Source organism: Cyanobium sp. Morenito 9A2, assembly GCF_024345575.1.
GTDB lineage: Bacteria > Cyanobacteriota > Cyanobacteriia > PCC-6307 > Cyanobiaceae > ATX-6F1.
On sequence record NZ_JAGQBJ010000010.1, the window covers coordinates 63,324 to 88,057 of the forward strand.

23 protein-coding genes and 1 riboswitch are annotated in these 24,734 nt (G+C 64.9%); of the genes, 16 read left to right on the forward strand and 7 right to left on the reverse strand.

The window, feature by feature from the left end:
- Positions 1-3: 3 nt before the first annotated feature.
- From KBY88_RS12155 to chlP, 3 genes are all read right to left on the reverse strand, one after another.
- Complete coding sequence (locus tag KBY88_RS12155) at positions 4-1,140, reverse strand: NAD(P)/FAD-dependent oxidoreductase (protein WP_254940200.1); 1,137 nt, start codon at positions 1,138-1,140, stop codon at positions 4-6.
- On the reverse strand, positions 1,137-1,865 hold the full coding sequence (locus KBY88_RS12160; RefSeq protein WP_254940201.1) for a methyltransferase domain-containing protein: 729 nt from the start codon (positions 1,863-1,865) through the stop codon (positions 1,137-1,139). Before KBY88_RS12160 ends, KBY88_RS12155 begins: the two co-directional genes overlap by 4 nt.
- A gap of 289 nt (positions 1,866-2,154) precedes the next feature.
- Positions 2,155-3,579, reverse strand: coding sequence for a geranylgeranyl reductase (gene chlP / locus KBY88_RS12165; RefSeq protein WP_254940202.1), 1,425 nt, complete (start codon positions 3,577-3,579; stop codon positions 2,155-2,157).
- A 116-nt stretch (positions 3,580-3,695) separates the two neighbouring features.
- Between chlP and KBY88_RS12170 the strand changes: the two genes are divergently transcribed.
- The 8 genes from KBY88_RS12170 to ccsB all read left to right on the forward strand — a co-directional run bounded on the left by KBY88_RS12170 (position 3,696) and on the right by ccsB (position 13,112).
- A complete protein-coding gene (locus tag KBY88_RS12170) occupies positions 3,696-4,418 on the forward strand; it encodes a M15 family metallopeptidase (protein WP_254940203.1) in 723 nt (240 codons plus the stop codon).
- Positions 4,415-7,033, forward strand: a complete 2,619-nt coding sequence (locus KBY88_RS12175; RefSeq protein WP_254940204.1) for a U32 family peptidase — start codon at positions 4,415-4,417, stop codon at positions 7,031-7,033. The genes KBY88_RS12170 and KBY88_RS12175 overlap by 4 nt, the downstream gene beginning before the upstream one ends.
- Positions 7,034-7,197: 164 nt before the next feature.
- A complete protein-coding gene (gene typA / locus KBY88_RS12180; protein ID WP_254940205.1) occupies positions 7,198-9,006 on the forward strand; it encodes a translational GTPase TypA in 1,809 nt (602 codons plus the stop codon).
- A gap of 19 nt (positions 9,007-9,025) precedes the next feature.
- On the forward strand, positions 9,026-9,388 hold the full coding sequence (locus KBY88_RS12185; protein ID WP_254940206.1) for a DUF309 domain-containing protein: 363 nt from the start codon (positions 9,026-9,028) through the stop codon (positions 9,386-9,388).
- Between the two features lie 426 nt (positions 9,389-9,814).
- Complete coding sequence (locus tag KBY88_RS12190; RefSeq protein WP_254940207.1) at positions 9,815-10,243, forward strand: LptA/OstA family protein; 429 nt, start codon at positions 9,815-9,817, stop codon at positions 10,241-10,243.
- A complete protein-coding gene (lptB, locus tag KBY88_RS12195; RefSeq protein WP_254940208.1) occupies positions 10,240-10,968 on the forward strand; it encodes an LPS export ABC transporter ATP-binding protein in 729 nt (242 codons plus the stop codon). Before KBY88_RS12190 ends, lptB begins: the two co-directional genes overlap by 4 nt.
- A gap of 44 nt (positions 10,969-11,012) precedes the next feature.
- Entirely contained in the window at positions 11,013-12,143 is a 1,131-nt protein-coding gene (locus tag KBY88_RS12200; protein WP_254940209.1) for an LptF/LptG family permease, read from the forward strand.
- A gap of 57 nt (positions 12,144-12,200) precedes the next feature.
- The gene (ccsB, locus tag KBY88_RS12205) at positions 12,201-13,112 is read left to right on the forward strand and encodes a c-type cytochrome biogenesis protein CcsB (RefSeq protein WP_254940210.1); all 912 of its coding nucleotides are present in this window, start codon (positions 12,201-12,203) and stop codon (positions 13,110-13,112) included.
- 249 nt (positions 13,113-13,361) lie between these two features.
- On the opposite strand, the gene rpe is transcribed toward ccsB, so the two are convergent.
- Complete coding sequence (gene rpe / locus KBY88_RS12210) at positions 13,362-14,045, reverse strand: ribulose-phosphate 3-epimerase (protein ID WP_254940211.1); 684 nt, start codon at positions 14,043-14,045, stop codon at positions 13,362-13,364.
- Between the two features lie 199 nt (positions 14,046-14,244).
- Between rpe and glpX the strand changes: the two genes are divergently transcribed.
- From glpX to KBY88_RS12245, 7 genes are all read left to right on the forward strand, one after another.
- Entirely contained in the window at positions 14,245-15,249 is a 1,005-nt protein-coding gene (gene glpX, locus KBY88_RS12215; protein WP_254940212.1) for a class II fructose-bisphosphatase, read from the forward strand.
- A 34-nt stretch (positions 15,250-15,283) separates the two neighbouring features.
- Positions 15,284-16,594 (forward strand): glutamyl-tRNA reductase, encoded by a 1,311-nt coding sequence (locus tag KBY88_RS12220; RefSeq protein ID WP_254940213.1) that lies wholly within the window; start codon positions 15,284-15,286, stop codon positions 16,592-16,594.
- Positions 16,595-16,651: 57 nt separating this feature from the next.
- Positions 16,652-17,947 (forward strand): glucose-1-phosphate adenylyltransferase, encoded by a 1,296-nt coding sequence (locus tag KBY88_RS12225; protein ID WP_254940214.1) that lies wholly within the window; start codon positions 16,652-16,654, stop codon positions 17,945-17,947.
- 114 nt (positions 17,948-18,061) lie between these two features.
- On the forward strand, positions 18,062-19,480 hold the full coding sequence (gene gnd, locus KBY88_RS12230) for an NADP-dependent phosphogluconate dehydrogenase (protein WP_254940215.1): 1,419 nt from the start codon (positions 18,062-18,064) through the stop codon (positions 19,478-19,480).
- Positions 19,477-20,220: a 6-phosphogluconolactonase gene (pgl, locus tag KBY88_RS12235; protein ID WP_254940216.1), complete on the forward strand. Its 744-nt coding sequence runs from the start codon at positions 19,477-19,479 to the stop codon at positions 20,218-20,220. Before gnd ends, pgl begins: the two co-directional genes overlap by 4 nt.
- A 57-nt stretch (positions 20,221-20,277) precedes the next feature.
- On the forward strand, positions 20,278-20,865 hold the full coding sequence (locus KBY88_RS12240; RefSeq protein ID WP_254940252.1) for a CIA30 family protein: 588 nt from the start codon (positions 20,278-20,280) through the stop codon (positions 20,863-20,865).
- On the forward strand, positions 20,862-21,233 hold the full coding sequence (locus KBY88_RS12245; RefSeq protein WP_254940217.1) for a DUF8659 family protein: 372 nt from the start codon (positions 20,862-20,864) through the stop codon (positions 21,231-21,233). The genes KBY88_RS12240 and KBY88_RS12245 overlap by 4 nt, the downstream gene beginning before the upstream one ends.
- Before the next feature lie 15 nt (positions 21,234-21,248).
- Here the strand turns inward: KBY88_RS12245 and ilvD are convergent, their stop codons facing one another.
- From ilvD to upp, 3 genes are all read right to left on the reverse strand, one after another.
- Positions 21,249-22,922, reverse strand: a complete 1,674-nt coding sequence (gene ilvD, locus KBY88_RS12250) for a dihydroxy-acid dehydratase (RefSeq protein WP_254940218.1) — start codon at positions 22,920-22,922, stop codon at positions 21,249-21,251.
- Between the two features lie 67 nt (positions 22,923-22,989).
- Positions 22,990-23,298, reverse strand: coding sequence for a hypothetical protein (locus KBY88_RS12255; RefSeq protein WP_254940219.1), 309 nt, complete (start codon positions 23,296-23,298; stop codon positions 22,990-22,992).
- A 34-nt stretch (positions 23,299-23,332) separates the two neighbouring features.
- Positions 23,333-24,004, reverse strand: coding sequence for a uracil phosphoribosyltransferase (gene upp / locus KBY88_RS12260; RefSeq protein WP_254940220.1), 672 nt, complete (start codon positions 24,002-24,004; stop codon positions 23,333-23,335).
- A gap of 52 nt (positions 24,005-24,056) precedes the next feature.
- On the opposite strand from upp, the gene KBY88_RS12265 reads away from it, so the two are divergent.
- Complete coding sequence (locus tag KBY88_RS12265) at positions 24,057-24,566, forward strand: pentapeptide repeat-containing protein (protein ID WP_254940221.1); 510 nt, start codon at positions 24,057-24,059, stop codon at positions 24,564-24,566.
- A riboswitch (cobalamin riboswitch) is annotated at positions 24,564-24,729 on the forward strand. Its footprint overlaps the gene before it by 3 nt.
- Positions 24,730-24,734 lie beyond the last annotated feature (5 nt).

Consider the following 24,734-nt stretch of genomic DNA (forward strand, 5'->3'; position numbering starts at 1 on the left):
GGCTCAGCGGATCGCCTGGCGTTGGAAGGATCCATTGAGGTGGTTCAGGGCCGGTGTGACCAGAATGGGCAGGTGGGAAGCGGCCAGCATCAAGGCGTGGCTGATCCGGGGCCGACGCAGGGCAAAAGCCAGGCCATGGCAGAGGCGCTGGCGCCGGCCGATGAGGGTGGCATGGGACTGGGCCCAGTCGCGCTCGATCCTTGGGTCCCAGTCGCTCAGACCCTGCAGCACCAGAGGCACCACCGCCAGGGCACTGCTGAGAGCCCAGCCGATGCCTTCACCCGTGAAGGGTTCGACATAGCCGGCGGCGTCGCCGAGCACCAGGAGCCGATCGGCGGCCACGTACGTGCTGCGGCGGGTGAGGGCCGCCGTGGCCCGCCAGGGACCACCAGCGTCCAAAGGCTCGAAGCCGGCCTCGTTCAGCACCTGCCGTGCCGCTGCTGAAGGGCCACCGCAACTCTTCAGGAGCGATCTGTCGAAGGCGGCGGCCAGATTGGCCTGCCCTGTTTCGGTGCGCACCACTCCGACATAGCCCTGACGGCCCACGGCCATATGGATGGTGCCCGGGCCGTAGGACGGAGGAGCTGATTCCAGCACGCATCCGGCGCCGACCCGGGAACCGCGATTCACGTGGCTGCTGATCGGCGATGGCGAGAGAAAACTGCGCTCGGCCAGTCCCGTCGCCACTAACACCACGCGGGCCGTGACCATGGTCAGGTCCGATGCTGATTTCAGCTGCACCGAACGAACGCCGCCCAACGCCCCCGCGACGAGTGCCTCCGTCCGAGGGAGCAGTTCGGCGCCGACGGCCACCGCCTCGTCCACCAGAGCCTGATCCAGACGGCGGCGGGAGAGGGCCCGGCCAACGGCCAGGGGGAGCAGCGCCTGGTGGCCCCCCAGCGCCAGGCGCAGGCGCTCAAGCTTGACGCCCCCCAGGCGAGCGACCAGGCCCCCGAGCCCTGCGCTCTCGAGGGTCTCGAGGGCATGGCCGTTGAGACAACTCCCACAGACCTTCCAGCGGGGGAAGGCCTGCTTCTCCACCAGCAGCACTCTCAAGGACTGGGCGGCGAGCTGACGGGCCGCGAGCGCTCCGGCTGGTCCGGCACCGAGCACGATCACGTCCCAGTCCGCTGGGCTCATGCGCCCGCCCCAGCTGCCGCCGGGCGCCTCCACTGCAGCAGGTAGCGCTCGGGCCAACAGCGGCGGACCAGGGCGCCCCCCAGGCCGGCGGAAGCGGCCAGGGCGGCCGCCTCTGCCGTGGTGAACGCGCCTTGCACGGAAACGGGGCCGTCGTGATGAACGATGGTGGAGCGGCTGAGCAGACGACAGGCCGACCAGGCCAGCGCATACCCCAGCGGACTGCGGATCAGATCGTTCACAAGCAACAGGTGGCCTGTTGTTGCGGCCATGCGCTGGAGCAGGAGCACGGCGTCGTCGCCGTCGAGATGGTGGAGGAACAGGGAGCAAAGCACCACGTCGTAGCCGCCAGGAAGCGGATCGTTCAGGGCATCGGCCCTGAAGAAATGCGCCTCCAGCCCCCTGGCAGCGGCAGTGCCTGTGGCGATCGCCACCGCCTGATCACTGAGATCGCAGCCATCACAGCGGATGTTGAGGCCCTCGCGGCGGGCCAGTGCGGCCAGGGCCAGGGTGTTGTCACCACCGCCGCAGGCCAGGTCGAGAACCCTCAGCGGCTGCTCGGGTAGGCCCCGGGCCAGGTCGCGGATCGGTGCGAACAGGCTATGGGCAGCGAAGCTGATCCCATTGATGCGCTCGAGACCTCCCAGGGCTTCGGCATGGGCAAGGGGATCGATACCTGGTTCATCCATCCACTCCAGCTGCCGGTTTCTTGCCCTGAGATTGAACATGGCGTCCCCTCAGGGTTGACGGGCAGCAAGGCAACGAACGCACGGGCCGGACCTGTCGTAGGGGGGCGGCCCTGGGGCTGTTCAATTCGCGCGCGAAGGGATGGAAATCAGCTGGGATCGCCGAACGCTAGACGGCCCCATGGTTGGGCGTGATCTACGTTCCCCGTGCATCCGGTGAGGAGCTGGATGTGAAGGTGAGACAAGCCCTGTGCTTACCCACCCAGGGGATCGAAAGCCCCGGCGATCGGGCGAGACCAGCCATGGGGGATCGCCAGGTTGACTGCCGGGCTCAGCCTTTGCCGACCAAGGCCGGTTCCCGCTCCTCCGATCCAGGCCCATCGGCAACGGCAGGTTCAGCAGTAGAGCCATCGACCGGCTGAACGGCAGCCTGGGCATGCTTGGAGAGACCCACTCTGGTGGCGGCGTCCCCCGCCTCAGCCTGCATCGCGGACACTTCTTCGGAGCTGCGCACGGCGCTGGCCACGGGCTTGTAGCCCCCGGGCGCGAAAGCCTGGCCCCGCAGGTAGGCGCCGATGGTCAGCAGCGTGAGCTTGAGGGTCTGCCAGGGATTGACCGGTACTACGCGCTTGTAGAGGTAGCTGTCGAAGGTGAGCCGCTGCACATCCTTGTCGTCGCACATCTCGACGAAGGCTTCGCGGGCGGGATCGTTGCTGTAAAAAACGTTTTGAAGGATCTCCAGCACCTTGTAGGTGGCGCCGTAGGCCTTGTCCCATTTCTTGATGTAGAGCTTCAGGTCTTTTTCCGTGGGGATGCGGGTGCCGTTGGCGCTGGCCGCGACGATCTCCTCGGCGCACATGCGTCCGCTCTTGGCGGCGAAATAGATCCCCTCGCCCGAGCTCTTGGTGACGTAGCCGGCGGCATCTCCCACCAGGGCCATGCGTCCGACAACCCGTCGCGGACGGGGATGTTCGGGAATCGGATGGGCCTCAACCTTGATCACCTCACCGTGGAGTAACCGCTTGCTGGCTCGCTCACGAATGCCCTTCTGGAGGCCCTTGATCAGTGACTGATTCTTTTGCATCGTGCCCGTGCCCACAGCCACGTGGTCGTATTTCGGGAACACCCAGGCGTAGAAATCGGGAGAGACATCAGTGCCCACGTACATCTCGGCGAGATCCTCGTAGTGGGCCATCTCTTCCTTGGGAAGGCGGATGCGCTCCTGGAAAGCGATCGCCATGTTGTAGTCGCCGGCATCCATGGCCTTGGCCACGCGGCTGTTGGCACCGTCGGCACCGACGATCAGGTCGACATCCAGGGTCTTGATCTCACCGGTGGCCCCACCAGCGGAATAATCGGCATAGCGAAGGGTGTAGGGGCCTTGGCGGTTCTTGCCGGTCTCAATGGACTGCACCAGCCCATTCACGAGATGGGCGCCGAGATCCGCGGCCCGATTACGCAGGTAGGCATCCATCACCTCGCGGCGACACATGCCGATGTATTCGCCTTCGTTCTCCAGATGAATGTCCACCTCCCGGTTGGAGGGGGAGATCATCTTCATGTTGCGAACCTTGCGGTCGATGATCGACTCGGGGAGATCGAATTCAGCCACCATGCAGAGAGGGATCGCACCGCCACAGGGTTTGGCATTGTCGAGCTTGCGCTCGAACAGCCACGTTTCGATGCCGGCCTTGGCCAGAACTTCCGCAGCACAGGAGCCGCTTGGGCCGCCACCAACCACAGCCACTCGCAACATCTTGAAACCTGCTCCGCTGGAACGATGTTGATCGGAAGCTAACACCGTTGGTAGCGCGCCTGCTGGGCCCCGGGCCCTTCGCCCCTACGATCGCCGCAAAGCTTGAAACGAGGGCTGTGGCCCGTCCGGCCGTGCGCGACGACATTCCGGTGGCCCGGCGCACGCTCAACCCCGCCTTGCGCCGCCGCCGCGGTTGGCGCCCGGTGCTCGGCACCGCCGTGGTGCTGCTCGCCCTGGGGGTGGGCCTCGTGCTCGTCTTCCCCGGGCCCCTCAGGCGCCTGCTGGGTCCACCGCCCGTGCAGGGCCTTTCGGCTCGCCAGGGAATCGATGGACGCCTGTTGGGGCACTTCCCCTATGCCGAAGCCAAGGCAATTGCTCTGGTGGAGGTGGCGCCTGGGCAGAGCCTGCGCCGGGAGGCGGCCCAGGCGTTGCGCGCGCTGCTTCAGGACGCGGCGGGTTCCGGCGTTGATCTGCGCCTGCTCAGCGCCTTTCGCTCGGAAGCCCTGCAGAAGCATCTTTTCTTTGACGTGAAAGCCGCACGCAACCAGAGCGCCGAGGAGCGGGCCCGCGTGAGTGCTCCCCCGGGTTTTTCTGAGCACAGCACTGGCTATGCCGTCGATCTGGGCGACGGCAGCCGTCCCCAGACCAATCTTTCGGCCAACTTTGATCAGACTCCCGCCTTCCATTGGCTGAAGCAGAACGCCAACCGCTACCACTTCCAACTCTCGTTCCCGCTCAACAACCGCCAGGGGGTGAGCTACGAGCCATGGCATTGGCGCTTTGAGGGCTCGGCCGATGCCCTGCGGCAGTTCGAGGCAGCCCAGCGTTTCAACCGTTGAGTCACTTCATCCGACAACCGGAACTTCTCGCCCCCGCAGGCAGCTGGGGGGCGGTGCGAGCGGCGGTGGCCAACGGGGCCGATGCTGTTTACTTCGGCGTCGAGGCCTTCAACGCCCGCCTGCGGGCCGAAAACATCCAACGCGATGAGCTTCCGGCGTTGATGAACTGGCTGCACCGGCGTGGGGTGAAGGGCTTTTTGACCCTCAACGTGTTGGTGTTCAGCGATGAACTGGAGCAGGCGGCTCAGTTGCTGCTGGCGGCGCGGTCGGCGGCGGTGGATGCCCTGATCGTCCAGGACGTGGGCCTCTGCCGCCTGGCCGCCGAACTGGTGCCGGATCTGCCCCTGCACGCTTCCACCCAGATGACGATCACCAGCGCCGCCGGTGTGGCTCAAGCTGCTGAGTTGGGCTGCGAGCGTGTGGTGCTTGCCCGGGAGTTGAGCCTCAAGGATCTGCATCGGTTGCAGCGCCAGTTGAGGGAGCGGCAGCTGGCGATGCCCTTGGAGGTGTTCGTCCATGGGGCCCTGTGCGTGGCCTATTCAGGTCAGTGCCTCACCAGCGAAGCCCTGGGGCAGCGCAGCGCCAACCGCGGCGAGTGCGCCCAGGCCTGCCGGCTTCCCTATCAATTGGTCGTGGACGGAGTTGAGCGTGACCTGGGAGAACAGCGCTACCTGCTCTCTCCCCAGGATCTGTCCGCCTGGGAGCTGTTGCCCCAGCTGCTGGAAACCGGAGTGGCCAGCCTCAAGATTGAAGGGCGCCTCAAGGACCCCTCCTACGTGGCGCAGGTCACAGACACCTATCGCCGTGCCCTTGATGGAGCTGAAGCGGCCTCTGGTGTTGGCGGAGGGCCGGAGCGCGACCCTGGGGCCACGCGAGCAAACCTCGAGCTGAGTTTTTCACGGGGTCTGGGCACTGGCTGGCTGGAGGGCGTGGACCATCGCCAGCTGGTCCATGGACGCTGGAGCAAGAAACGGGGCCGTTTCCTCGGGCGTCTGCGGCGTCAGGAGCCCCGGGGCTGGCTTGTGCTGGAGACCAGCGCCACCCTGGAGCCCGGCGATGGGCTGGTGTTCGAGGTGGCCGGGAGCCAGCCCCTCGAGGCACCTGTCGAGATCGGCGGGCGGGTGATGGCGGTGGAGTCCCGGGAGCGCGGCTGTGTTGCGGTGCGGCTTGGGCCCGCTGCCATCAACACCTCCCACCTTGGGCACGGTGCCCCCTGCTGGCAGAGCAGCTCCCCACGTCAGGGGCGTCAGGCGGAGCGGCTGGCCAGGGCCGCCACCCCGGAACTCCAGCAGGGCCTGAAGCTGAAGCTGAGTGGCGCACTGGGGGCACCGCTGCGACTGGAAGCCTGGATTGGATCCAGTGGCGAAGGCACCTCCGCCAGGGACCCAGCGCCCCTGGCGGAGGTGCTGTCGCCCCAGGTCCTGCAGGCCGCCACAGGCCCAGGCCTCGATCGCCAGCGCCTCGAGACCCAGCTGGGGCGACTCGGGGGCACCCCCTGGCGCCTGGAGCGCCTGGAACTCGCCTTGCCTGATGGGCTGTTCTTGCCTCTAGCCCAGCTCAATGCGTTGCGACGCGCCCTCGTCCAGCAACTCGCCGGCATGGACGTCGCCACCGCCTTGGTGTTCGCCTCGTCAAGCGATACGACAACGACCAGCGGTGAGGCCAGCGATGGGCTGATCAGCACTGCACTCCAGCGTCTACAGCAGGCACCGCTCCAACCGGTTTCGATCGCCAGCGGGCGTGCCCTCGACTCAGGCAGGGAGCCCGTAGCTCCCTGCCTGAGCGTGCTGGTGCGCAGCCTTGAGCAACTCGAAGCGCTGCTGGAGCAACCCCTGGACGCCGTGATCGCCGATCTGGAGCAGCCTGATCAATTGCGCCAGGCGGTGGCCCTGGGCCGTGGGCGCTGGCCAGGGGGCTTGCTGCTCGCGGGTCCACGGATCTGCCGGCCCGATGAGCGCTGGAGCCTCGAACCATTGCTGCGCGCTGAGGCCGATGGCTACCTGGTGCGCAATGCCGACCAACTCGAGCTGCTGAGCTGCCGAGCTCCTTGCGTCGGCGATTTTTCCCTCAACGTTGCCAATCCCCTCAGTGCCCGCTGGCTGCTGGAACGCTGGGGTCTGGTACGGATCACCGCCAGCTACGACCTCGACCTTCCCCAGTTGCTTGAACTGGCCAGGGTCCTGCCCTCTGAGCGCCTGGAGCTCACCCTGCACCAGCACATGCCGATGTTTCACATGGAGCACTGCCTGTTCTGCGCCTTTCTCTCCGACGGCCACGACCACACCGACTGCGGCCGTCCCTGCGAGCAGCACCAGGTGCTGCTTCGTGACCGCAGCGGCGCCGAGCATCCCCTCAAGGCCGACCTGGGCTGCCGCAATACGCTGTTCAACGGCAAGGCCCAGACGGCCGTCGAGGCCCTTCCGCCCCTGGTGGGAGCCGGCATTCGCCATTTTCGCGTCGAACTGTTGCAGGAAGATGGGAGCGAAAGTCTGCGGCGCATTGAGCTCTATCAAGCGGCCCTGGCGGGGAGGATCTCCGGGCGCCAGGTGTGGCAACAAGAGCAACTGATCAGCCGGCTCGGCGTCACCCGCGGCACCCTGGCCCACCACCGCTGAGATCGGCTTGGAGTCGGTCCAGCTTGCTCCTCGCTCAGACGCCGCAGAGAACCACACTGAGATAAAGTGTTGCTTCAGCTTTCCAGCAGGGTGTCTGCGCTGAGCGGAACCAGCAGCGCAGACCCAAACCTCCCTACCTGACAAGCATTACCGAGAATCCATCCATGAGCGGCGAGCACAAGAGCGCCCCGATCCGCAACATTGCGATCATTGCCCACGTCGACCACGGCAAAACCACGCTGGTGGATGCCTTGTTGAGTCAGTCGGGCATTTTTCGCGATGGTGAAGCGGTGCCCACCTGTGTGCTTGATTCCAACGACCTGGAGCGCGAACGTGGTATCACGATTCTCTCCAAGAATGCCGCTGTCAACTACAACGGCATCCGCATCAACATTGTTGACACTCCTGGGCACTCCGACTTCGGCGGCGAGGTCGAGCGCGTGCTGGGCATGGTCGATGGAGCCCTTCTGATCGTTGACGCCAACGAGGGCCCGATGCCCCAGACGCGCTTCGTGCTCAAAAAGGCCCTGGAGAAGGGACTGCGGCCGATCGTCTTTGTCAACAAGATCGACCGTGTGCGGGTGGACCCCGAGCAGGCCGTTGACAAAGTGCTCGATCTATTCCTTGAGCTGGGGGCCGACGACGACCAGTGCGATTTCCCGTACCTCTTCGGCAGCGGCATGGGTGGCTATGCCAAGCCCGACATGGCCACCGAGAGCGACAACATGAAGCCGCTCTTCGACGCGATCCTCCGCCATGTGCCGCCCCCGGTGGGCGACCCCGAAAAACCCCTGCAAATGCAGGTCACAACACTCGATTACAGCGATTTTCTCGGTCGGATCATGATCGGCCGCGTGCACAACGGCACGATCAAGGCCGGCCAGACCGCCGCCCTGATCCGGGACGACGGCGCCATCAAACGTGGCCGCATCAGCAAGCTGTTGGGCTTCGTTGGCCTTGCCCGGGTCGAAATCCAGGAGGCTCGCGCGGGAGATCTGGTGGCTGTGGCCGGATTCGATGAGGTCAACATCGGTGAAACCATCGCCTGTCCCGACCACCCCGAGGCCCTGCCGCTGATCCGGGTTGACGAACCAACCCTTCAGATGACCTTCGTCGTCAACGATTCCCCTTTCGCCGGTAAGGAAGGCAAATTCGTCACCAGCCGTCAGCTGCGGGAGCGCCTCCAGAAGGAACTGCTCACCAACGTCGCTCTCCGCGTCGAGGACACGGATTCCCCCGATCGCTTCGCCGTCAGCGGCCGGGGTGAGTTGCACTTAGGGATCCTGATTGAAACGATGCGCCGCGAGGGCTACGAATTCCAGGTGTCTCAGCCCAAGGTGATCTTCCGCACCATCGATGGCACGCCTAGCGAGCCCTATGAAACCCTGGTGATGGATGTGCCCGAGGAGGCAGTGGGCAGCTGCATCGAAAAGCTTGGCCTGCGCAAGGGCGAAATGCAGAACATGGAGACAGGCAGCGATAATCGCACCCAGCTGGAGTTTGTGGTGCCCGCCCGTGGCCTGATCGGCTTCCGTGGCGACTTCGTGCGCGCCACCCGCGGCGAGGGGATCATGAGTCATTCTTTCTTTGAGTACCGCCCGATGCAGGGTGAGTTCGAAAGCCGCCGCAACGGGGTGCTGGTGGCCTTTGAGGAGGGCACCTCCACCTTCTACGCCCTCAAGGGAGCCGAAGATCGAGGTCAATTCTTCATCACCCCTGGCACCAAGGTCTACAAGGGAATGATCGTCGGCGAGCACAACCGTCCGCCCGACCTCGAGCTCAACGTCTGCAAGGCCAAGCAGGTCACCAACATCCGCTCGGCCGGCGCTGAGGTGCTGGACACCCTTCAGACACCGATCCAGATGACCCTGGAACGTGCCCTGGAGTACATCGGCCCCGATGAAATGCTTGAGGTCACCCCTGAGTCGATCCGGCTGCGCAAGCTGGCGGTGAAGAAACCCGCCAAGCGCTAGTTCGGTTTCAGCGGGCCCTATGCAGAAACCGCAGCAGGACCCTCGCTTTCTCGAGGGCCTCGCCCTGTTCAATGCTGCCGACTGGTACCCGTGCCACGACCTCTTCGAGGCGCTGTGGCACGAGACCGCCGGTCCCGACCGTGCGGCCCTGCAGGCCCTCCTGCAGATCGCTGTTGCCCACTGGCACCTTGAGCGGGGCAATCTCCGGGGGGCCACGATCTTGATGGGAGAGGGCCTTGGCCGCCTGGCCGCCTATGGCGATGGGGCCCTTGGCCTCGATCTGCGCCCCCTCAGGCGTGTCCTCTCCGAGCGTCTCGAAGCCCTTCAGCTGGGAGAAGCTGGCGCGGCTGGCGCACTGCCCCCCCTTGAGGTGCAGGCCTGATGGGATCTGTACATTGGTTGGCTTGATGTGAACAGGCGATTGCCGGTGCAGACCTGGCCCAAAAAGCGCCGGCCGAAGCCGTTTGAATCGCTGATCCTGCTGATCCTGATCGGCGCAGGGGGCCTTGCGATCGGGCCATGGGCGCAAAGAGCCTGGGCCCAAGCGAACGCTCCGAGATCGACCCTGCCTTCGGCTCCTGCCATTCCTCTGCCTCCGGAATCAACGCAGCCCGCCCAACCCTCCGACCCTCCCCAGAGGCCCATCGCTGGGGAGCGGCCGTCCTCCCAGCAGATCGATGGGAAGGTTCCAACGGGGGAGATCTCTTCGCCCACTCCAGTACAAATCCTGCAGGAGCCCGTTGGCGCACCAATTGGGGCACCAAGCCGTGGTCCGGCAGCTGAAGGGTCCAATCCAGCAGCCACTTCCTTGGCCACAGCCCCACGCAACCATGGCCAGGTCACGATCGATTCCGATCGCCAACAGGCCGATCAGTCCACCGGCATCATCACGGCCACCGGCAACGTGCGGATCATCTACCCCGATCAGCGGGTGGTGGCGACGGCACGCCAGGCCCAGTACTTCACCAAGGAAGATCGGGTGGTGCTCACAGGCGATGTGGATGTGATCCAGGAGGGCGGGAACCATCTCAAGGCCGAGCGCGTGATCTATCTGATCAAGGCCGATCGGGTGATCGCCGAGCCCGCCTCCGGCCAGCAGGTGTTCAGCAAGATGGTGATCCAGCAGAAGCCCCCCACCCCCGGCCCGTCGGTTTCTGGGACAGTGCCATCGGGAACCTCGCGCCCGCCGAACAGCCTCCCTGACGAAGCCCGACCCCCGGCTCCGATCACCCCATGAGCCTGGCCCTCGAAGAGGTGGCCCTCGCCATTGGCGGGAGGCCCCTGGTCAAGGATGTGAGCCTGGTGCTGCACGCAGGCGAAGTGGTTGGCCTGCTGGGACCCAATGGTGCCGGCAAGACCACCACCTTCAATCTCGTCACCGGTCAGCTCCGGCCGGACCGGGGCGTGGTGCGGCTCGATGGCGTGGAAGTGCAGCATTTGCCCATGCCCCAACGCGCCCGGCTGGGCATTGGCTACTTGCCCCAGGAGGCGAGTGTCTTCCGTCAGCTCACCGTGCGCGACAACCTTCTGTTGGCGCTGCAGCAGAGCGGCACGCCCCGATCCGGCCGCCGCACCCGCCTCAACGACTTGATCGAAGAATTTCACCTTGGCCCTTTCCAGCACAGGCTTGGCTTTCAGCTCTCCGGCGGTGAGCGCCGTCGTTGCGAGGTGGCGAGGGCCTTGGCCGTCGGCACCAACGGTCCCCGCTATCTGCTGCTGGATGAACCCTTCGCCGGCGTCGATCCGCTGGCGGTAGCCGATCTGCAGCAACTGATTGGCCGGCTCAAGGAACGGGGCATGGGCCTGCTCATCACCGACCACAACGTGCGCGAGACGCTGAGCATCACCGATCGGGCCTACATCCTCACCGAAGGCAGCCTGCTGGCCTCCGGGCCCTCTGCCGTGGTGGCGGCTGATCCGATGGTCAAGCGCCATTACCTGGGGGAGAGGTTCGAGCTGTGACGCCCCCTCCCCATGCCTTGAAGCGAGCAGCCCATCGGTTCTGGATGAATGTTCCGCTGATGGACCGTTGGCTGGCCTCAGAGCTGCTGGGGCCTTTGCTCTTTGGCATCGCCGCCTTCACCGCCGTTTCACTCTCCGTCGGGGTGGTCTTCGAGCTGGTGCGCAAGGTGTCCGAATCGGGCCTGCCCCTGTGGGCCGCCATTCAGGTGCTGGTACTGCGGCTTCCTGGCTTTTTGGTGCTCTCATTTCCGATGGCCACCTTGATGGCCACACTCTTGGCCTACAGCCGGCTTTCGAGCAGCAGCGAACTGACGGCCCTGCGCAGCGTTGGTGTGAGCACGGTGCGCATGGTGGCGGCGGCCCTGGTGGTGTCCGCCCTGATGAGCGTGCTCACCTTCGTCTTCAACGATGTGGTGGTTCCTCGCTCCAACCTGAACGCATCGGTGCGTCTGGATCGAGCTCTTGGCCGGGCAATCGCCGCCGAAAAGGGAAAGAACACGTTGTACTCACGGTTCGGCACGATCCAGCAGCCGGATGGAAGCAATGTTGAGGGGCTGTCCCAACTCTTTTATGCCCGCCAATTCAGGAACGGCGAGATGGTGGATGTGACAGTTCTCGATTTCAGCCGTCAGGGACAGCGCCAGATGCTGACGGCACAAACAGGGGTCTGGAATGAAAAACAGGCCATGTGGGAATTCCGCCAAGGCCGCATCGTCAATGTGGATGATCGTGATGGTCGCACCACCTCAGCCGATTTCGACCGCTACCTCTACCCCCTCAATCGCAGCCCGATTGACATCGCCATGCTGCCCAAAGATGCCGGCAGCATGACCGTGGCTGAGGCCATGAAGGCAGAGCGGCTCCTCGCTGAAGGAGGCGATCAAAAGGAAGCCCGGCGCCTGCGGGTGCGCATCCAGGAGAAATTCGCCTTCCCGGCCATTTGCCTGGTGTTTGGCTTGATCGGCAGCAGCCTCGGGGTGAGACCCAACGCCCGCACCAGCCGCAGCCAGGGATTCGGCATCAGCGTGCTTTTGATCTTTTCTTACTACCTGATGTCATTCATCTTCAGTTCCCTGGGGGTGAGGGGGACTCTGATGCCCTTCCTGGCAGCCTGGCTGCCCGTGCTGGTCGGCCTTGCCGGTGGACTGTTGCTCCTTCGCCAGGCCAGCCGCTAAGCGGCGGGGCGCCGCGCCAGACTGCCCTCAAGTCTCTTTCTGCCGTTGTCTGCCGCCGTGAACGATCCGGTCCTTGCCCTCGGTCTGACGGCCTTTGGTCTGCTGCTTCTGGCCCTACCACTGGCCTTCTGGGATGTCAGCGCTGGCCGCAGCGGCAGCCCCGTGCGCCTGCTGGTGGCCTCAGCGAATCTGGCCCTCACCTCCCAGTTGGTGCTGCGTTGGTGGGGATCAGGTCACTTTCCGATCAGCAATCTCTACGAGTCCCTGTGTTTCCTCGCCTGGGCCTGCACCCTCACCCAGCTGCTGGTGGAGCGCTCGTGGCCCTCGCCCCTGGTGGCCGCCGCCTCCACACCGATGGGCTTGGGCTGCGTGGCCTTCGCCAGCTTCGCCCTGCCCGACACCCTGCAGCAGGCCTCACCCCTGGTGCCGGCCCTGCGCTCCAGTTGGCTGATCATGCACGTGAGCGTGATTATGGTCAGCTACGCCGCCTTGCTGGTCGGCTCCCTGCTTTCGCTTGCGGTCCTGTTCACCGCCAGGGGCGAACAGCTGGAGTTGCGCAGCAGTTCCATCGGCACCGGGGGGTTCCGCCGCGCTCAGCTCGCAGGCGTCGACGGAGCAGGCCTGGAGCTCTCCAGCGTGGCGATCAGCGTCAGCGAGCAACTCGACAGCCTCAGCTATCGCACGATCACGGTGGGCTTCCTGCTGCTCACCGTCGGCCTGGTGAGCGGAGCGGTCTGGGCCAACGAGGCCTGGGGCAGCTGGTGGAGCTGGGACCCGAAGGAAACCTGGGCCCTGATCTGCTGGCTGGTCTATGCCGCCTATCTGCACACCCGTCTCAGCCGCGGCTGGCAGGGGCGCCGGCCCGCCCTGGTGGCCGTTGCGGGCCTCGTGGTGATCGTGGTTTGCTACATCGGGGTGAATTTGCTCGGCATTGGCCTCCATAGCTACGGCTGGTTCCTCAGTGCCTAAGCCAACCGCAAGCCGCTGAGCCTTGGCAGATTCCATGGGCAGCAGCTCGATCGAGCAACAGGTCCGGGGCCAGCGAGGAGAACTCTCTGCTTGGGATGAGGGTTTAGCGGTTGAAAGGTATGACCCACGAAAGCGGATGGCCGTGGGGGAAACGCAACGGCCCCGTCTCTGGCCAGGGAGCAATGACAATAAAAACCGGCCCGGGACAGATCCCGAACCGGTTTGTCAAGGGATGTTAAGGACGTGCGTTCAGGCCGGAACCGCCTGGGGGCGACGGCTGTTGCGAATCCCTGTGATCGCTTCGGCATAGCTGGGCTGGTTGAACACGCCCGAGCCCGAAACAATCGCGTTGGCACCCGCTTCAATCACCTGCCAGGCATTGCTGCCCTTGATGCCCCCATCCACCTCGATCCAGGGATCCAAGCCCTTGTCGTCACACATCCGGCGCAGGCTGCGTACCTTGTCCACCGCCGATGGGATGAAGCTCTGACCTCCGAAGCCTGGGTTGACACTCATGATCAACACCAAGTCGCAGAGCTCGAGGCAGTACTCAAGGGTGTCGAGGGGGGTGCTGGGGTTGAGCACGGCTCCGGCCTGTTTGCCCAGATCCTTGATCTGGCTGAGATTGCGGTGCAGGTGAGGGCAGGCTTCCACCTGCACGGAGATGATGTCGGCACCGGCCTTGGCGAAATCCGGCACGTAACGCTCGGGTTCCACGATCATCAGGTGCACGTCCAGCGGCTTGGCGGTGACGGGCCGAAGCGCTTCGACGATCAAAGGACCGATCGTGATGTTCGGAACGAAGCGACCATCCATCACATCAACGTGGATCCAGTCCGCACCAGCCTCATCGACGGCACGCACATCGTCTCCGAGGCGGGAGAAATCAGCGGAGAGGATCGACGGGGCGATCATCAGAGGCTTGGTGCTCATCGAGGGGGCCACCGGGGCGAGGACACGTGTTGATTCTATGGAGCGGTCGTCGCCACTGATACAGTGAGCCCCGCTTCAAGCTTGAGAAGCCCTGCCACGGCAGGATCCTGACCTTTCCGCCACCGGACCCGGCAACGCCTGGCTGGGGCGGTGGCCTTCTCGTTGACGCCCCTTCTCCCCCAACCCCTGCCGGACTGCCGTGGATCGCACCCTCATCCAGGAAATTCTCGAAGTCGTCGAACAGGCGGCCATCGCCTCAGCGAAACTGACCGGTCTGGGCCAAAAGGACGAGGCCGATGCCGCCGCCGTCGAAGCCATGCGCAAGCGCATGGGTCAGATCCAGATGCAAGGCCGGATCGTGATCGGCGAAGGCGAGCGCGATGAGGCGCCGATGCTCTACATCGGTGAGGAAGTGGGAAGCGGCACAGGTCCAGGCGTGGACTTCGCCGTCGATCCCTGCGAAGGCACCAACCTGTGCGCCAACAATCAGGACGGCTCCATGGCCGTGCTGGCCGCTTCCGACCGGGGCGGGCTGTTCAACGCCCCTGATTTCTACATGAAGAAACTGGCAGCCCCCCCGGCCGCCAAGGGGAAGGTGGACATCCGCAAGTCGGCAACTGAAAACATCGCGATCCTCAGCGAGGTACTTGGCCTGGCCGCCAGCGAGCTGGTGATCGTGGTGATGGACCGGGCCCGCCACAAGGACCTGATCGCCGAAATCCGTGCGACCGGCGCCCGGGTCAAGCCGATCTCCGACGGTGACGTGCAGGCCGCGATCGCCTGTGGCTTCGCCGGCACCGGGACCCATGCCCTGTTCGGCATCGGTGCCGCCCCCGAGGGTGTGATCTCCGCCGCCGCCCTGCGCGCCCTCGGAGGCCATTTCCAGGGTCAGCTGGTCTATGACCCCGCCGTGGCCCAGACCTCCGAATGGGCTGACTACACCAAGGAAGGCAACATCGCCCGACTCAACGAAATGGGCATCACCGACATCGACAAGGTCTACGAGGCCGAGGAGCTGGCCTCCGGTGAGAATGTGGTCTTCGCTGGAAGCGGTATCACCGATGGCCTGCTGTTCCATGGGGTCAAGTTCGAAAAGGACTGCGTCCGCACGAGCAGCCTGATCATCAGCACCCTCGACAACACTGCCCGCTTCACCAACACCATCCACATCAAGCCGGGCGCCCAGAGCATCGCTCTGAACTGATCCGAACCCCCCAGGGCCCACGAGGTCTGTCTCCATGCACATCGCCGTCATCGGTCTGAGCCATCGCACGGCACCGGTGGAGATTCGGGAGCGGTTGAGCATCCCCGAACAGAAACTCGAGGATTCGCTCCACCAGCTCGGCTCAGAGGAGCAGGTGATTGAGGCATCGATCCTCAGCACCTGCAACAGGCTGGAGATCTACGCCCTGCTCCGCCACCCGGAGCAGGGCGTCTCAGCTGTGGGCTCGTTCCTCAGTGCGCACTCCGGCCTTGCTTTCACCGAACTGACCCCGCACCTGTTCACCTACCACCACGAGGAGGCGGTGGCCCATTTGATGCGCGTGGCCTCGGGGCTCGACAGCCTCGTGCTCGGGGAAGGTCAAATCCTCTCCCAGGTCAAAAAAATGGTCCGCCTCGGGCAGGAGCACCGCTCGATCGGCCCGATCCTCAATCGCCTGCTCAACCAGGCGGTGAGCACCGGCAAGCGTGTCCGAACCGAAACCAACCTGGGCACCGGCGCTGTTTCAATCAGCTCAGCGGCTGTGGAACTCGCCCAGCTCAAGGTGGGTCAGGCCCGTGGGCTCGATGAACTCGTGAGCTTGGAGCAGGAGCAGGTGGCCGTGGTCGGCGCCGGCAGGATGTCTCGCTTGCTGCTTCAGCACCTCCAATCCAAGGGCTGCAAGGCCGTGGTGCTGCTCAACCGCACCCTGGAGCGGGCCGAAGCCTTGGCCGCCGATTTCCCCGAATTCCCGGTCCAATGCAGACCCCTCGCTGATCTCGACCACTGCCTGAGCACCTGCTCGCTGGTGTTCACCAGCACGGCGGCCGAAGAGCCGATCATCGATCGCTCACGGCTCTCGGTGCTCAACCGCCGTTCCTCGTTGATGCTCATCGACATCGGTGTGCCCCGCAACATCGGCTCCGATGTGCAGGATCTGCCCGGTGTCGACTCCTACGACGTCGATGATCTCCAAGAGGTGGTAACCCGCAACCAGGAGGCCCGACGCGAGATGGCGGCAGAGGCCGAGGTGGTGCTTCAGGAGGAGAGCCGCCAGTTCCTGGAGTGGTGGGATGGTCTGGAGGCGGTGCCGGTGGTCAACCGCCTGCGCCTGCAGCTCGAGGACATCCGCGAACAGGAACTCCAGAAGGCTCTCAGCCGCATGGGACCCGATCTCTCCGCCCGCGAGCGCAAGGTGGTGGAAGCCCTGAGCAAGGGCATCATCAACAAGATTCTCCACACCCCCGTCACCAACCTGCGCGCACCCCAGCCGCGGCAGCAACGCCACGCGGCCATGAAGGTTTTGCAAGATCTTTTTGAGTTGCATGAACCTCCGATCGAGCTCTGAGAGGCCAAGCGCTCCAGTACGGTGTTGGGATCCACATACCCTCTGAGGTTGTCATTAATGAAGCGTGTCCTGGCCATCATTCTCGGCGGCGGAGCCGGAAAGCGGCTCTATCCCCTCACCAGGACACGCGCCAAGCCTGCCGTCCCCCTGGCCGGGAAGTACCGGCTGATCGATATACCGATCAGCAACTGTATCAATTCAGGCATCAACAAGATGTACGTGTTGACGCAGTTCAACAGTGCCTCTCTCAATCGTCACCTCAGCCAGACCTACAACCTATCGGCCGGATTTGGCCAGGGTTTCGTCGAGGTGCTCGCCGCCCAACAGACCCCCGAGAGCCCCAGCTGGTTTGAAGGTACCGCCGATGCGGTTCGCAAGTATCAGTGGCTGCTTCAGGAGTGGGATGTGGATCAGTATCTGATCCTCTCCGGCGACCAGCTCTATCGAATGGATTACAGCCTTTTCGTCGAGCACCACATCGCCACCGGTGCTGACCTCACCGTCGCGGCCCTGCCGGTGGATGCCGCCCAGGCCGAGGGTTTCGGGCTGATGCGCACGGAAGAGACCGGCCGGATCCGCGAATTCCGGGAGAAGCCCACGGGCGAGGCGCTGGAGGCCATGCGTGTGGACACCTCCCGGTTCGGGCTCAAGGACGAGGACGCCAGATTGAAGCCCTATCTGGCATCCATGGGGATCTACGTCTTCAGCAGGGACACGTTGTTCGATCTGCTGGAGAAGCATCCCGAGGCCACAGATTTCGGCAATGAAATTATCCCAGCTGCCCTTGACGCTGGCAAGAATCTCCAGAGCTACGTCTTCAACGACTACTGGGAAGACATCGGCACGATCGGCGCCTTCTACGAGGCCAACCTGGCTTTGACAGTTCAACCGGATCCGGCCTTTTCCTTCTACGACGAAAAATTCCCTATCTACACCAGGCCCCGTTATCTGCCACCAAGCAAACTCCTCGATGCGCAGGTGACCCAATCCATCATCGGCGAGGGCTCCATGCTCAAGGCCTGCAGCATTCACCATTGCGTGCTCGGGGTGCGGACCCGCATCGAAAGTGAGGTTGTGCTCCAGGACACCCTGGTGATGGGAGCCGACTTTTTCGAATCCAGTGAAGAACGGGCCGTGTTACGTGACCGGGGGGGCATTCCGCTCGGAGTGGGGCGGGGCACCACCGTGCGAAAAGCGATTCTCGACAAAAACGCGCGCATCGGCCGCGACGTCACGATCGTCAACAAGGACCATGTGGAAGAAGCCGATCGTCCTGAACTGGGCTTCTACATCCGCAACGGCGTCGTGGTGGTGGTCAAGAACGGCTCGATTGCCGATGGCAGCGTGATCTGAGTGGGCCAGCCCCGGCGGTTCCCGTGATCTGTTGCTGACAAGCAAGCCCGGGGCGTGTCCATCGGGGGTTCCACTGGCCACACTGGTCGGCGAACACCACGGAGTTGCCCACGCATGACAAAGGCCCACTTTGGTCTGATCGGGCTGGGGGTGATGGGGGAGAACCTGGTGCTCAATGCCGAGCGCAACGGCTTCTCGAGCGTCGTTTACAACCGCACCTACGCCAAGACCGAGGAGTTCCTCCATGGCCGTGGCGCCGGTAAGCAGATCATCGGCGCCGACTCCCTCGAGGATTTCGTCGCCAAGCTGGAACGACCCCGGCGCATCTTGATGATGATCAAGGCCGGTTCACCGATCGACGCCACCATCGCCGCCATTGCCCCCTACCTGGAGGAGGGTGATTTACTCATTGACGGCGGCAATTCCCTCTACACCGACACCGAGCGGCGGGTGAAGGAGCTGGAAAGCCGCAGCTTCGGCTACATCGGCATGGGGGTGTCCGGTGGGGCCAAAGGGGCCCTGGAGGGGCCGAGCATGATGCCCGGCGGCACCCGCAGCGCTTACGACGCGATCGAGAGCCTCGTGCGCAAGATGGCCGCTCAGGTGGAGGACGGCCCCTGCGTCACCTACATCGGCCCCGGCGGCGCCGGCCACTTCGTCAAGACGGTGCACAACGGCATCGAATACGGGATCGAGCAGATCCTGGTGGAGGCCTACGACCTGATGAAGCGCACGGCCGGCCTTGGCGGCCTGGCGATGGCGGATGTGTTCAAGGGTTGGAACGAGCTCGAGGAACTCTCCTCTTATCTGGTCGAGATCACCGAGGTGTGTCTGCGCACCCGCGATCCCGAGGACGGCGGCGATCTGGTGGAGAAGATCCTCGATGTGGCCGGGCAGAAAGGAACCGGTCTGTGGACGGTGGTGAGTGCCCTGGAGATGGGCGTTCCGGTGCCCACCCTCTATGCCGCCCTCAACGCGCGCGTGATGAGTTCCATGCAAGCAGAGCGGCTGGCCGCCGAGCCGCTGATTCCGGGCCCGCCAGCACTCTCCCTTGATCTGGGCACACCCGCCGATGGAATGGCGCCCCTGAGGGATGCGATCACCCTGGCGGCCATCGTCAGTTACGCCCAGGGCATGGCGCTGCTGGTGGAAGCTTCGAAGCTACACGACTACAACCTCGATCTCTCGGCGATCGCCCAGATCTGGAAGGGGGGCTGCATTATCCGCGCCCGGCTGTTGCAGCGCATCCAGAACGCCTACGGCAGCAACCCAGGCCTGGCCAACCTGATCGTCGACCCCTGGTTCGCCGCCCAGGTGAACCGGTGCCTGCCGGGCCTGCGCCAGGTGGTGGCCGGCGCTGCCCAGGCCGGCATCCCGGTGCCATGCCTGAGCAGCTCGCTCGATTACGTCGACAGCTACCGCACCGGTCGTCTGCCCCAGAACCTCCTGCAGGCCATGCGCGACTGCTTCGGCGCCCACACTTACCAGCGTGTGGACCGGGAGGGAGCCTTCCACACCGAGTGGTTGTCTTGAGCGACTATCTCCTCCAGATCAGCGAGGACCCTGCCTCCCTCGCCCAACAGGCCAGCACCACCATCGCCACGGCCATCGATCTGGCCCTGGCCCAGCGGGAGCGCGCCCAGATCGCCCTCTCCGGGGGGACGACGCCGGCTGAGGCCTACCGACAACTGGGGCGTCAGCATCTGCCCTGGGAACGGGTGGATGTGCTGCTCGGCGACGAGCGCTGGGTGGCCGAAGACGATCCAGCCAGCAATGCCCTGATGCTGCGGGAAACCCTGTTGGCCGAACCCCCCGGCCAACACGCGTGTTTCCATCCGGTGCCCACGGGCGAGGCCACGCCCGAACTAGGGGCCGCCGCCTTTTCCCATCTCCTACGTCAGCTTTGCCCCGGGCAACCGCCCGTGTTCGATCTGATTCTGCTGGGCCTGGGCGATGACGGGCATACGGCCTCCCTCTTCCCCCACACCAAGGCCACCCAGGCCCTCGATCGCACCGTGACCGTTGGCCTTGGCAAGGGTCTGGCGCGGATCAGCCTCACGGCTCCGGTGCTCAGTGCCGCTCGCCAGGTGGTGTTCCTCGTGGCTGGGGAAGGAAAGCGCCAGGCCCTGGCCAGGCTGCTGGATCCCGTGGAGCCTTCCGAGCGCACGCCGGCGCGGCTGGTGCAACCCGCCGCGCCGGTGCTCGTGTTGGCGGATCGGGCCGCCGCCGGTGGGTTGGAGGAGAGGGATCAGGGTCAGACCACCCCTCCCTAGGCTGTGCTCCATGCGGACCCGACTCTGGTGCTGCCCCTGCCCTTGAAGGTGACGGCGATGGTTCAGCTCCCCACCCAGACCCCCAGCCATCCCCCCACCAGGCCGCTGCTGCTGGTTTCAGGCGCCGGATTCTCCGGCTGGCATGCCCTCAACGACACCGTGATGGGCGGCCAGAGCAGCGGCGGTTGCACAAGCGGCTCGAAGGGTCTGGTGATGGACGCCGAAGTGGTCGAGGCCGGTGGAGGTTTCGTGAGCTGTCGTTCCCCTGTTTTCTCTCCGCCGCTGGATCTCTCGGCCTACAGCGGCCTGCAGCTCGACCTCCGCGCGGACGGGCGGCGCTTCAAGCTGGCCCTGGCCTGCGCCGATGGGCTGGGCGGCCTCACCGAACTGATCCCTGGCGGTCTGCGCTGGGTGGCGGAATTCGCCACCGAATCCAGCGGCCTCACCCAGGTGACGATCCCCTTCGCCAGCCTCAAGGCCAGTGTGCGGGCCAGGCCCAGGCAACAACCCTGGAGTTTTGAGGCCTGCCGCGTCACTCGCCTCCAGGTGCTCCACTCAAGATTCAGTGACGACGGTGGGCTGAACAACGGCTTTCGAGCTGGCCCTCTGAGGCTCACCCTCGAAGCGATCCGCGCCCTTCCGTGATCCCGCCCCAGCTGGTGGCCGCAGCTGCCGATGTCTGCTTCAAACCCCTGCGCCATGCGGTCGTTCCCCAGCACCCGGCTGCTGCTGAGCTTCCGCACGATCCTGAAACCGATGACTGGGCGCTTCTCCTACAGGCCCGTGATGGGGAGGGTTGCCGCAAGCCAGAGCAGGACATCGAGCTGGAGATCTACCGCAGCGGCGACGGCCACAATCTGATGCTCTCCAGGGTGGAGCCAGAAGGCGAACCGCTGCTCTGGCATGGGGGGCATCCGGTCTGGATGGACAGCAGCAATGGCCAACGCTGTCCGCGGCCCGTGGGCGGCGAGGCGCTTGAAGCCCTCGCCCGCCGTCTCCATGCCCTGCTCTAGGGCAGTCGGCTCCGCTTAAAACACCACGTCGGTGACGGCACCTTTGCTGCTGCTGCTCACCAGGCGGGCGTACTTCCCGAGCACTCCAGTGGTGTAGCGGGGTGCCGGCCTCACCCAGGCGCCCCGGCGACGGTCCAGCTCCTCCTCATCGACGTTCAGTTGAATCAACAGCTGATGGGCATCCACAGTGATGCTGTCGCCCTCCTGCACCAGGCCGATGGTGCCGCCCACGGCAGCCTCCGGGGCCACATGACCCACCACGAGACCGTAGGAGCCTCCACTGAATCGGCCATCCGTGATCAAGGCCACCGACTCCCCCAGTCCCTGACCAACAATGGCGGCCGTGGGCGAGAGCATTTCGCGCATGCCCGGGCCGCCCACCGGGCCCTCATTGCGGACCACCACCACGTCTCCAGCCTTGACCCCGCCGTCGAGAATCGAGGCCAGGGCCTCCTCCTCACTCTCGAACACCCGTGCCGGGCCTGTCAGCACAGGCGTCTTGATGCCACTGATCTTGGCGACAGCCCCCTCACGAGCCAGGTTGCCCTTCAGAATCGCCAGGTGGCCCTGGGCATAGAGGGGATTCGAGAGCGGGCGGATGACGTCCTGATCGGAAGGGGGCTCAGAAGGAACATCGGCCAGCACCTCATGCAGGGTCTTTCCTTCGATGGTGCGAGCGTTGCCATGGAGCAGACCAGCCTCAAGCAGCAGCTTCATCACAAGCGGGATGCCGCCGGCCTGATGGAGATCCACGGTCACGTAGCGGCCACTGGGTTTGAGATCACAGATCACGGGCACCCGTTGGCGGATCGTCTCGAAATCGTCAATCGTGAGCGGAACGCCAGCGGTGCGCGCGATCGCCAGCAGGTGCAACACGGAGTTGGTGGAGCCGCCCACCGCCATGATCACCGAGATGGCGTTCTCGAGTGATTCCCGGGTGATCAGATCGCTGGGGCGGATGTTCGCATCGATGGCCCGCACCAGCACCTCGGCGGAGCGGGCAGCGCTCTCCGCCTTCTCCGGATCTTCAGCGGCCATGGTGGAGCTGCGGGGCAGGCTCAGCCCCATGGCCTCAAAGGCCGAACTCATCGTGTTGGCGGTGAACATCCCGCCACAGCTGCCGGCTCCGGGACAGGCGTTCTTCTCGATCGCCGTGAGTTCTTCCTGGGCGATGCGCCCACCGGCGAACTGCCCCACTGCCTCGAAAGCGCTCACCACCGTGAGATCGCAGGGGCCGAGTTTGCCGGGTTTGATCGTGCCGCCGTAGACGAAGATCGCGGGGATGTTCATGCGGGCCATGGCCAGCATGGCGCCGGGCATGTTCTTGTCGCAACCGCCGATCGCCAGCAGCCCGTCCATGCTCTGGGCATTGCAGGCCGTTTCGATCGAATCGGCGATCACCTCACGGGAGACCAGGGAATACTTCATTCCTTCTGTGCCCATCGAGATGCCATCGCTGACGGTGATCGTGCCGAAGGTCTGAGGCATGGCACCGGCGGCCTGAGCGGCCCTCACCGCCCGCTCGGTGAGATCGTTCAGGCCCAGATTGCAGGGCGTGATCGTGCTGTAGCCGTTGGCGATGCCGATGATCGGCTTGTTGAAATCACCGTCACCGAAACCCACCGCCCGCAACATGGCCCGGTTCGGAGAGCGCTGGACACCCTGGGTGATGGCGGCAGAGCGGAGCATGGGCAGTGGCAGTTGAATAGAAGAAACCTACCGATCCGCCCAACGGGCCCGCCGCCGAACCAGCCGATCAGGGGGTCAGGCTCTCGAGCTGGCGGCGCACGTCTTCGATGGCGCGATTGAGTTGCTGCACCTTGTCTTGAAGCGCCTGATCTGCCAAGGGCTTGCCCGCCGTCAGGAGCGCCTCCTGGGAACCGTTCTGGAGGCGCGAGAGCTCAAGGCCCCGCCGTTGGCGGCGCTGCTGCGAGCGTCGCTCGGCCTCAATGAGCAGCCACCAGGCCAGGCCGGCGGCGCCGATCACCGCACCGGCCACGGCGCTGAGCAACACGCCGCTGCCCCCTCCTGTTCCGTGATCATTGCCTGGGGCGCCCTGGGCCATGGGATCGCTGTCTGCCGAAGGTGAGCTGATCCATTCAGCCTAGATAGTGCGGCGACTGGGTTCCATAGAGCCGATCACCCGCATCCCCCAGCCCAGGGACGATCCTGAACGAGCCGTCCAGTTCCGCATCAATGCAGGCCGCATAGAGGGTGAGATCAGGAAACTGCTCCCCCAGCTTTCGCAGCCCAGGCGTCGCCGCCAGGGCTGAAATCACTCTCACGCGCTGGCCGCTCACCCCCTTGGCCTCCAGGCGCTCCAGCACCTGGGTGAGGCTGCCTGCGGTGGCCACCATCGGATCGAACACCAACACCCCCACCCGTTCGCCGATCGTCTCGGGCAACTGATCGAGATACCAGGAGGCTTCGCCGCTGTGCTCATCGCGGCGCAGGCCCACGTGGGCCACGCGGGCCGTCGGCACCACCGCCTGGGCCCCCTGCCAGAGCCCTAGGCCGGCCCGCAGGATCGGCACCGCCAGCAGGGGCACGGCCCCATCCACCACATGGCCGTCGGTTTCGGCCAGGGGGGTCTGCACCCGCATGGCGCGGTGGGGCAGCCAGTCCCGAAGGGCCTCATAGGTGAGCCAACGCCCCAACTCCGCCATTGCCGTGGCAAACAGGGCGGGAGGGGTGTCCTGATCGCGTAGCAGGGTCAACCAGTGGCCGATCAGGGGGTGGGGTGGCACCACCACCCGCAGGGACATGCTCATGGAAGGGTCACGGTGCTGCTGAGGCCTGCCATAACTTGAAAGGCCACGCTAAATGCCGGTGCTCAAGACCCTGTTCACCGCCATCGCCCTGGGCGCCCTGTTGTTAGGGGGCTGGCTCGCTTCTGCCAGTCCGAGCTGGGCGATCACCGCCCCCGAATTGCGAAGCCAGCGTTCCTTCCAAGGCCTCAGCTCCGATCTCCACGGTCAGGATCTCCACCAGCAGGAGTTCCTCAAGGCCCATCTGGCGGGTTTCAATTTCCGTGGCGCCGACCTGCGCGGTGTGGTCTTCAACAGCAGCGATCTCCAGGGCAGTGACCTCCGCGGCGCCGATCTCGAGGATGCGGTCGCCTTCGCCAGCCGCTTCGAGCGCAGCGATCTGCGCGGAGCCGTGCTGCGCAACGCGATGCTGATGCAGAGCAAGTTCCAGGGCGCGGAAATCGACGGGGCCGACTTCAGTGATGCGGTACTGGATCTGAGCCAGCGGCGTGCCCTCTGCCAGCGGGCGGATGGGGTCAACCCACGAACCGGTGTGGCCACCAGGGAAAGCCTGGAGTGCCGGTAGATTCAGGTTTCCGGTTCCCCAGGTGATCAGCCTGGGGAGGAAACGGGGAAAGACCGGTGGGGAGTTCGCTCTGAGTCCGGCACTGTCCCGCAGCTGTGAAGACCCGTTGCCCCTGGGCAGCGATCGGTCCAGTCAGAACGCCCGCCGGTTTCGACCCTCCATCTCCGG

What these genes read in the sequence shown, in the direction of transcription:
- KBY88_RS12155 (WP_254940200.1), bottom strand. Translation starts at nt 1,140, where the DNA reads ATGAGCCCAGCGGACTGGGACGTGATCGTGCTCGGTGCCGGACCAGCC.
- KBY88_RS12160 (WP_254940201.1), bottom strand. Translation starts at nt 1,865, where the DNA reads ATGTTCAATCTCAGGGCAAGAAACCGGCAGCTGGAGTGGATGGATGAA.
- chlP (WP_254940202.1), bottom strand. Translation starts at nt 3,579, where the DNA reads ATGTTGCGAGTGGCTGTGGTTGGTGGCGGCCCAAGCGGCTCCTGTGCT.
- typA (WP_254940205.1), top strand. Translation starts at nt 7,198, where the DNA reads ATGAGCGGCGAGCACAAGAGCGCCCCGATCCGCAACATTGCGATCATT.
- KBY88_RS12185 (WP_254940206.1), top strand. Translation starts at nt 9,026, where the DNA reads ATGCAGAAACCGCAGCAGGACCCTCGCTTTCTCGAGGGCCTCGCCCTG.
- lptB (WP_254940208.1), top strand. Translation starts at nt 10,240, where the DNA reads ATGAGCCTGGCCCTCGAAGAGGTGGCCCTCGCCATTGGCGGGAGGCCC.
- KBY88_RS12200 (WP_254940209.1), top strand. Translation starts at nt 11,013, where the DNA reads ATGAATGTTCCGCTGATGGACCGTTGGCTGGCCTCAGAGCTGCTGGGG.
- rpe (WP_254940211.1), bottom strand. Translation starts at nt 14,045, where the DNA reads ATGAGCACCAAGCCTCTGATGATCGCCCCGTCGATCCTCTCCGCTGAT.
- KBY88_RS12220 (WP_254940213.1), top strand. Translation starts at nt 15,284, where the DNA reads ATGCACATCGCCGTCATCGGTCTGAGCCATCGCACGGCACCGGTGGAG.
- KBY88_RS12225 (WP_254940214.1), top strand. Translation starts at nt 16,652, where the DNA reads ATGAAGCGTGTCCTGGCCATCATTCTCGGCGGCGGAGCCGGAAAGCGG.
- gnd (WP_254940215.1), top strand. Translation starts at nt 18,062, where the DNA reads ATGACAAAGGCCCACTTTGGTCTGATCGGGCTGGGGGTGATGGGGGAG.
- KBY88_RS12240 (WP_254940252.1), top strand. Translation starts at nt 20,278, where the DNA reads ATGGTTCAGCTCCCCACCCAGACCCCCAGCCATCCCCCCACCAGGCCG.
- ilvD (WP_254940218.1), bottom strand. Translation starts at nt 22,922, where the DNA reads ATGCTCCGCTCTGCCGCCATCACCCAGGGTGTCCAGCGCTCTCCGAAC.
- KBY88_RS12255 (WP_254940219.1), bottom strand. Translation starts at nt 23,298, where the DNA reads ATGGCCCAGGGCGCCCCAGGCAATGATCACGGAACAGGAGGGGGCAGC.
- upp (WP_254940220.1), bottom strand. Translation starts at nt 24,004, where the DNA reads ATGAGCATGTCCCTGCGGGTGGTGGTGCCACCCCACCCCCTGATCGGC.
- KBY88_RS12265 (WP_254940221.1), top strand. Translation starts at nt 24,057, where the DNA reads ATGCCGGTGCTCAAGACCCTGTTCACCGCCATCGCCCTGGGCGCCCTG.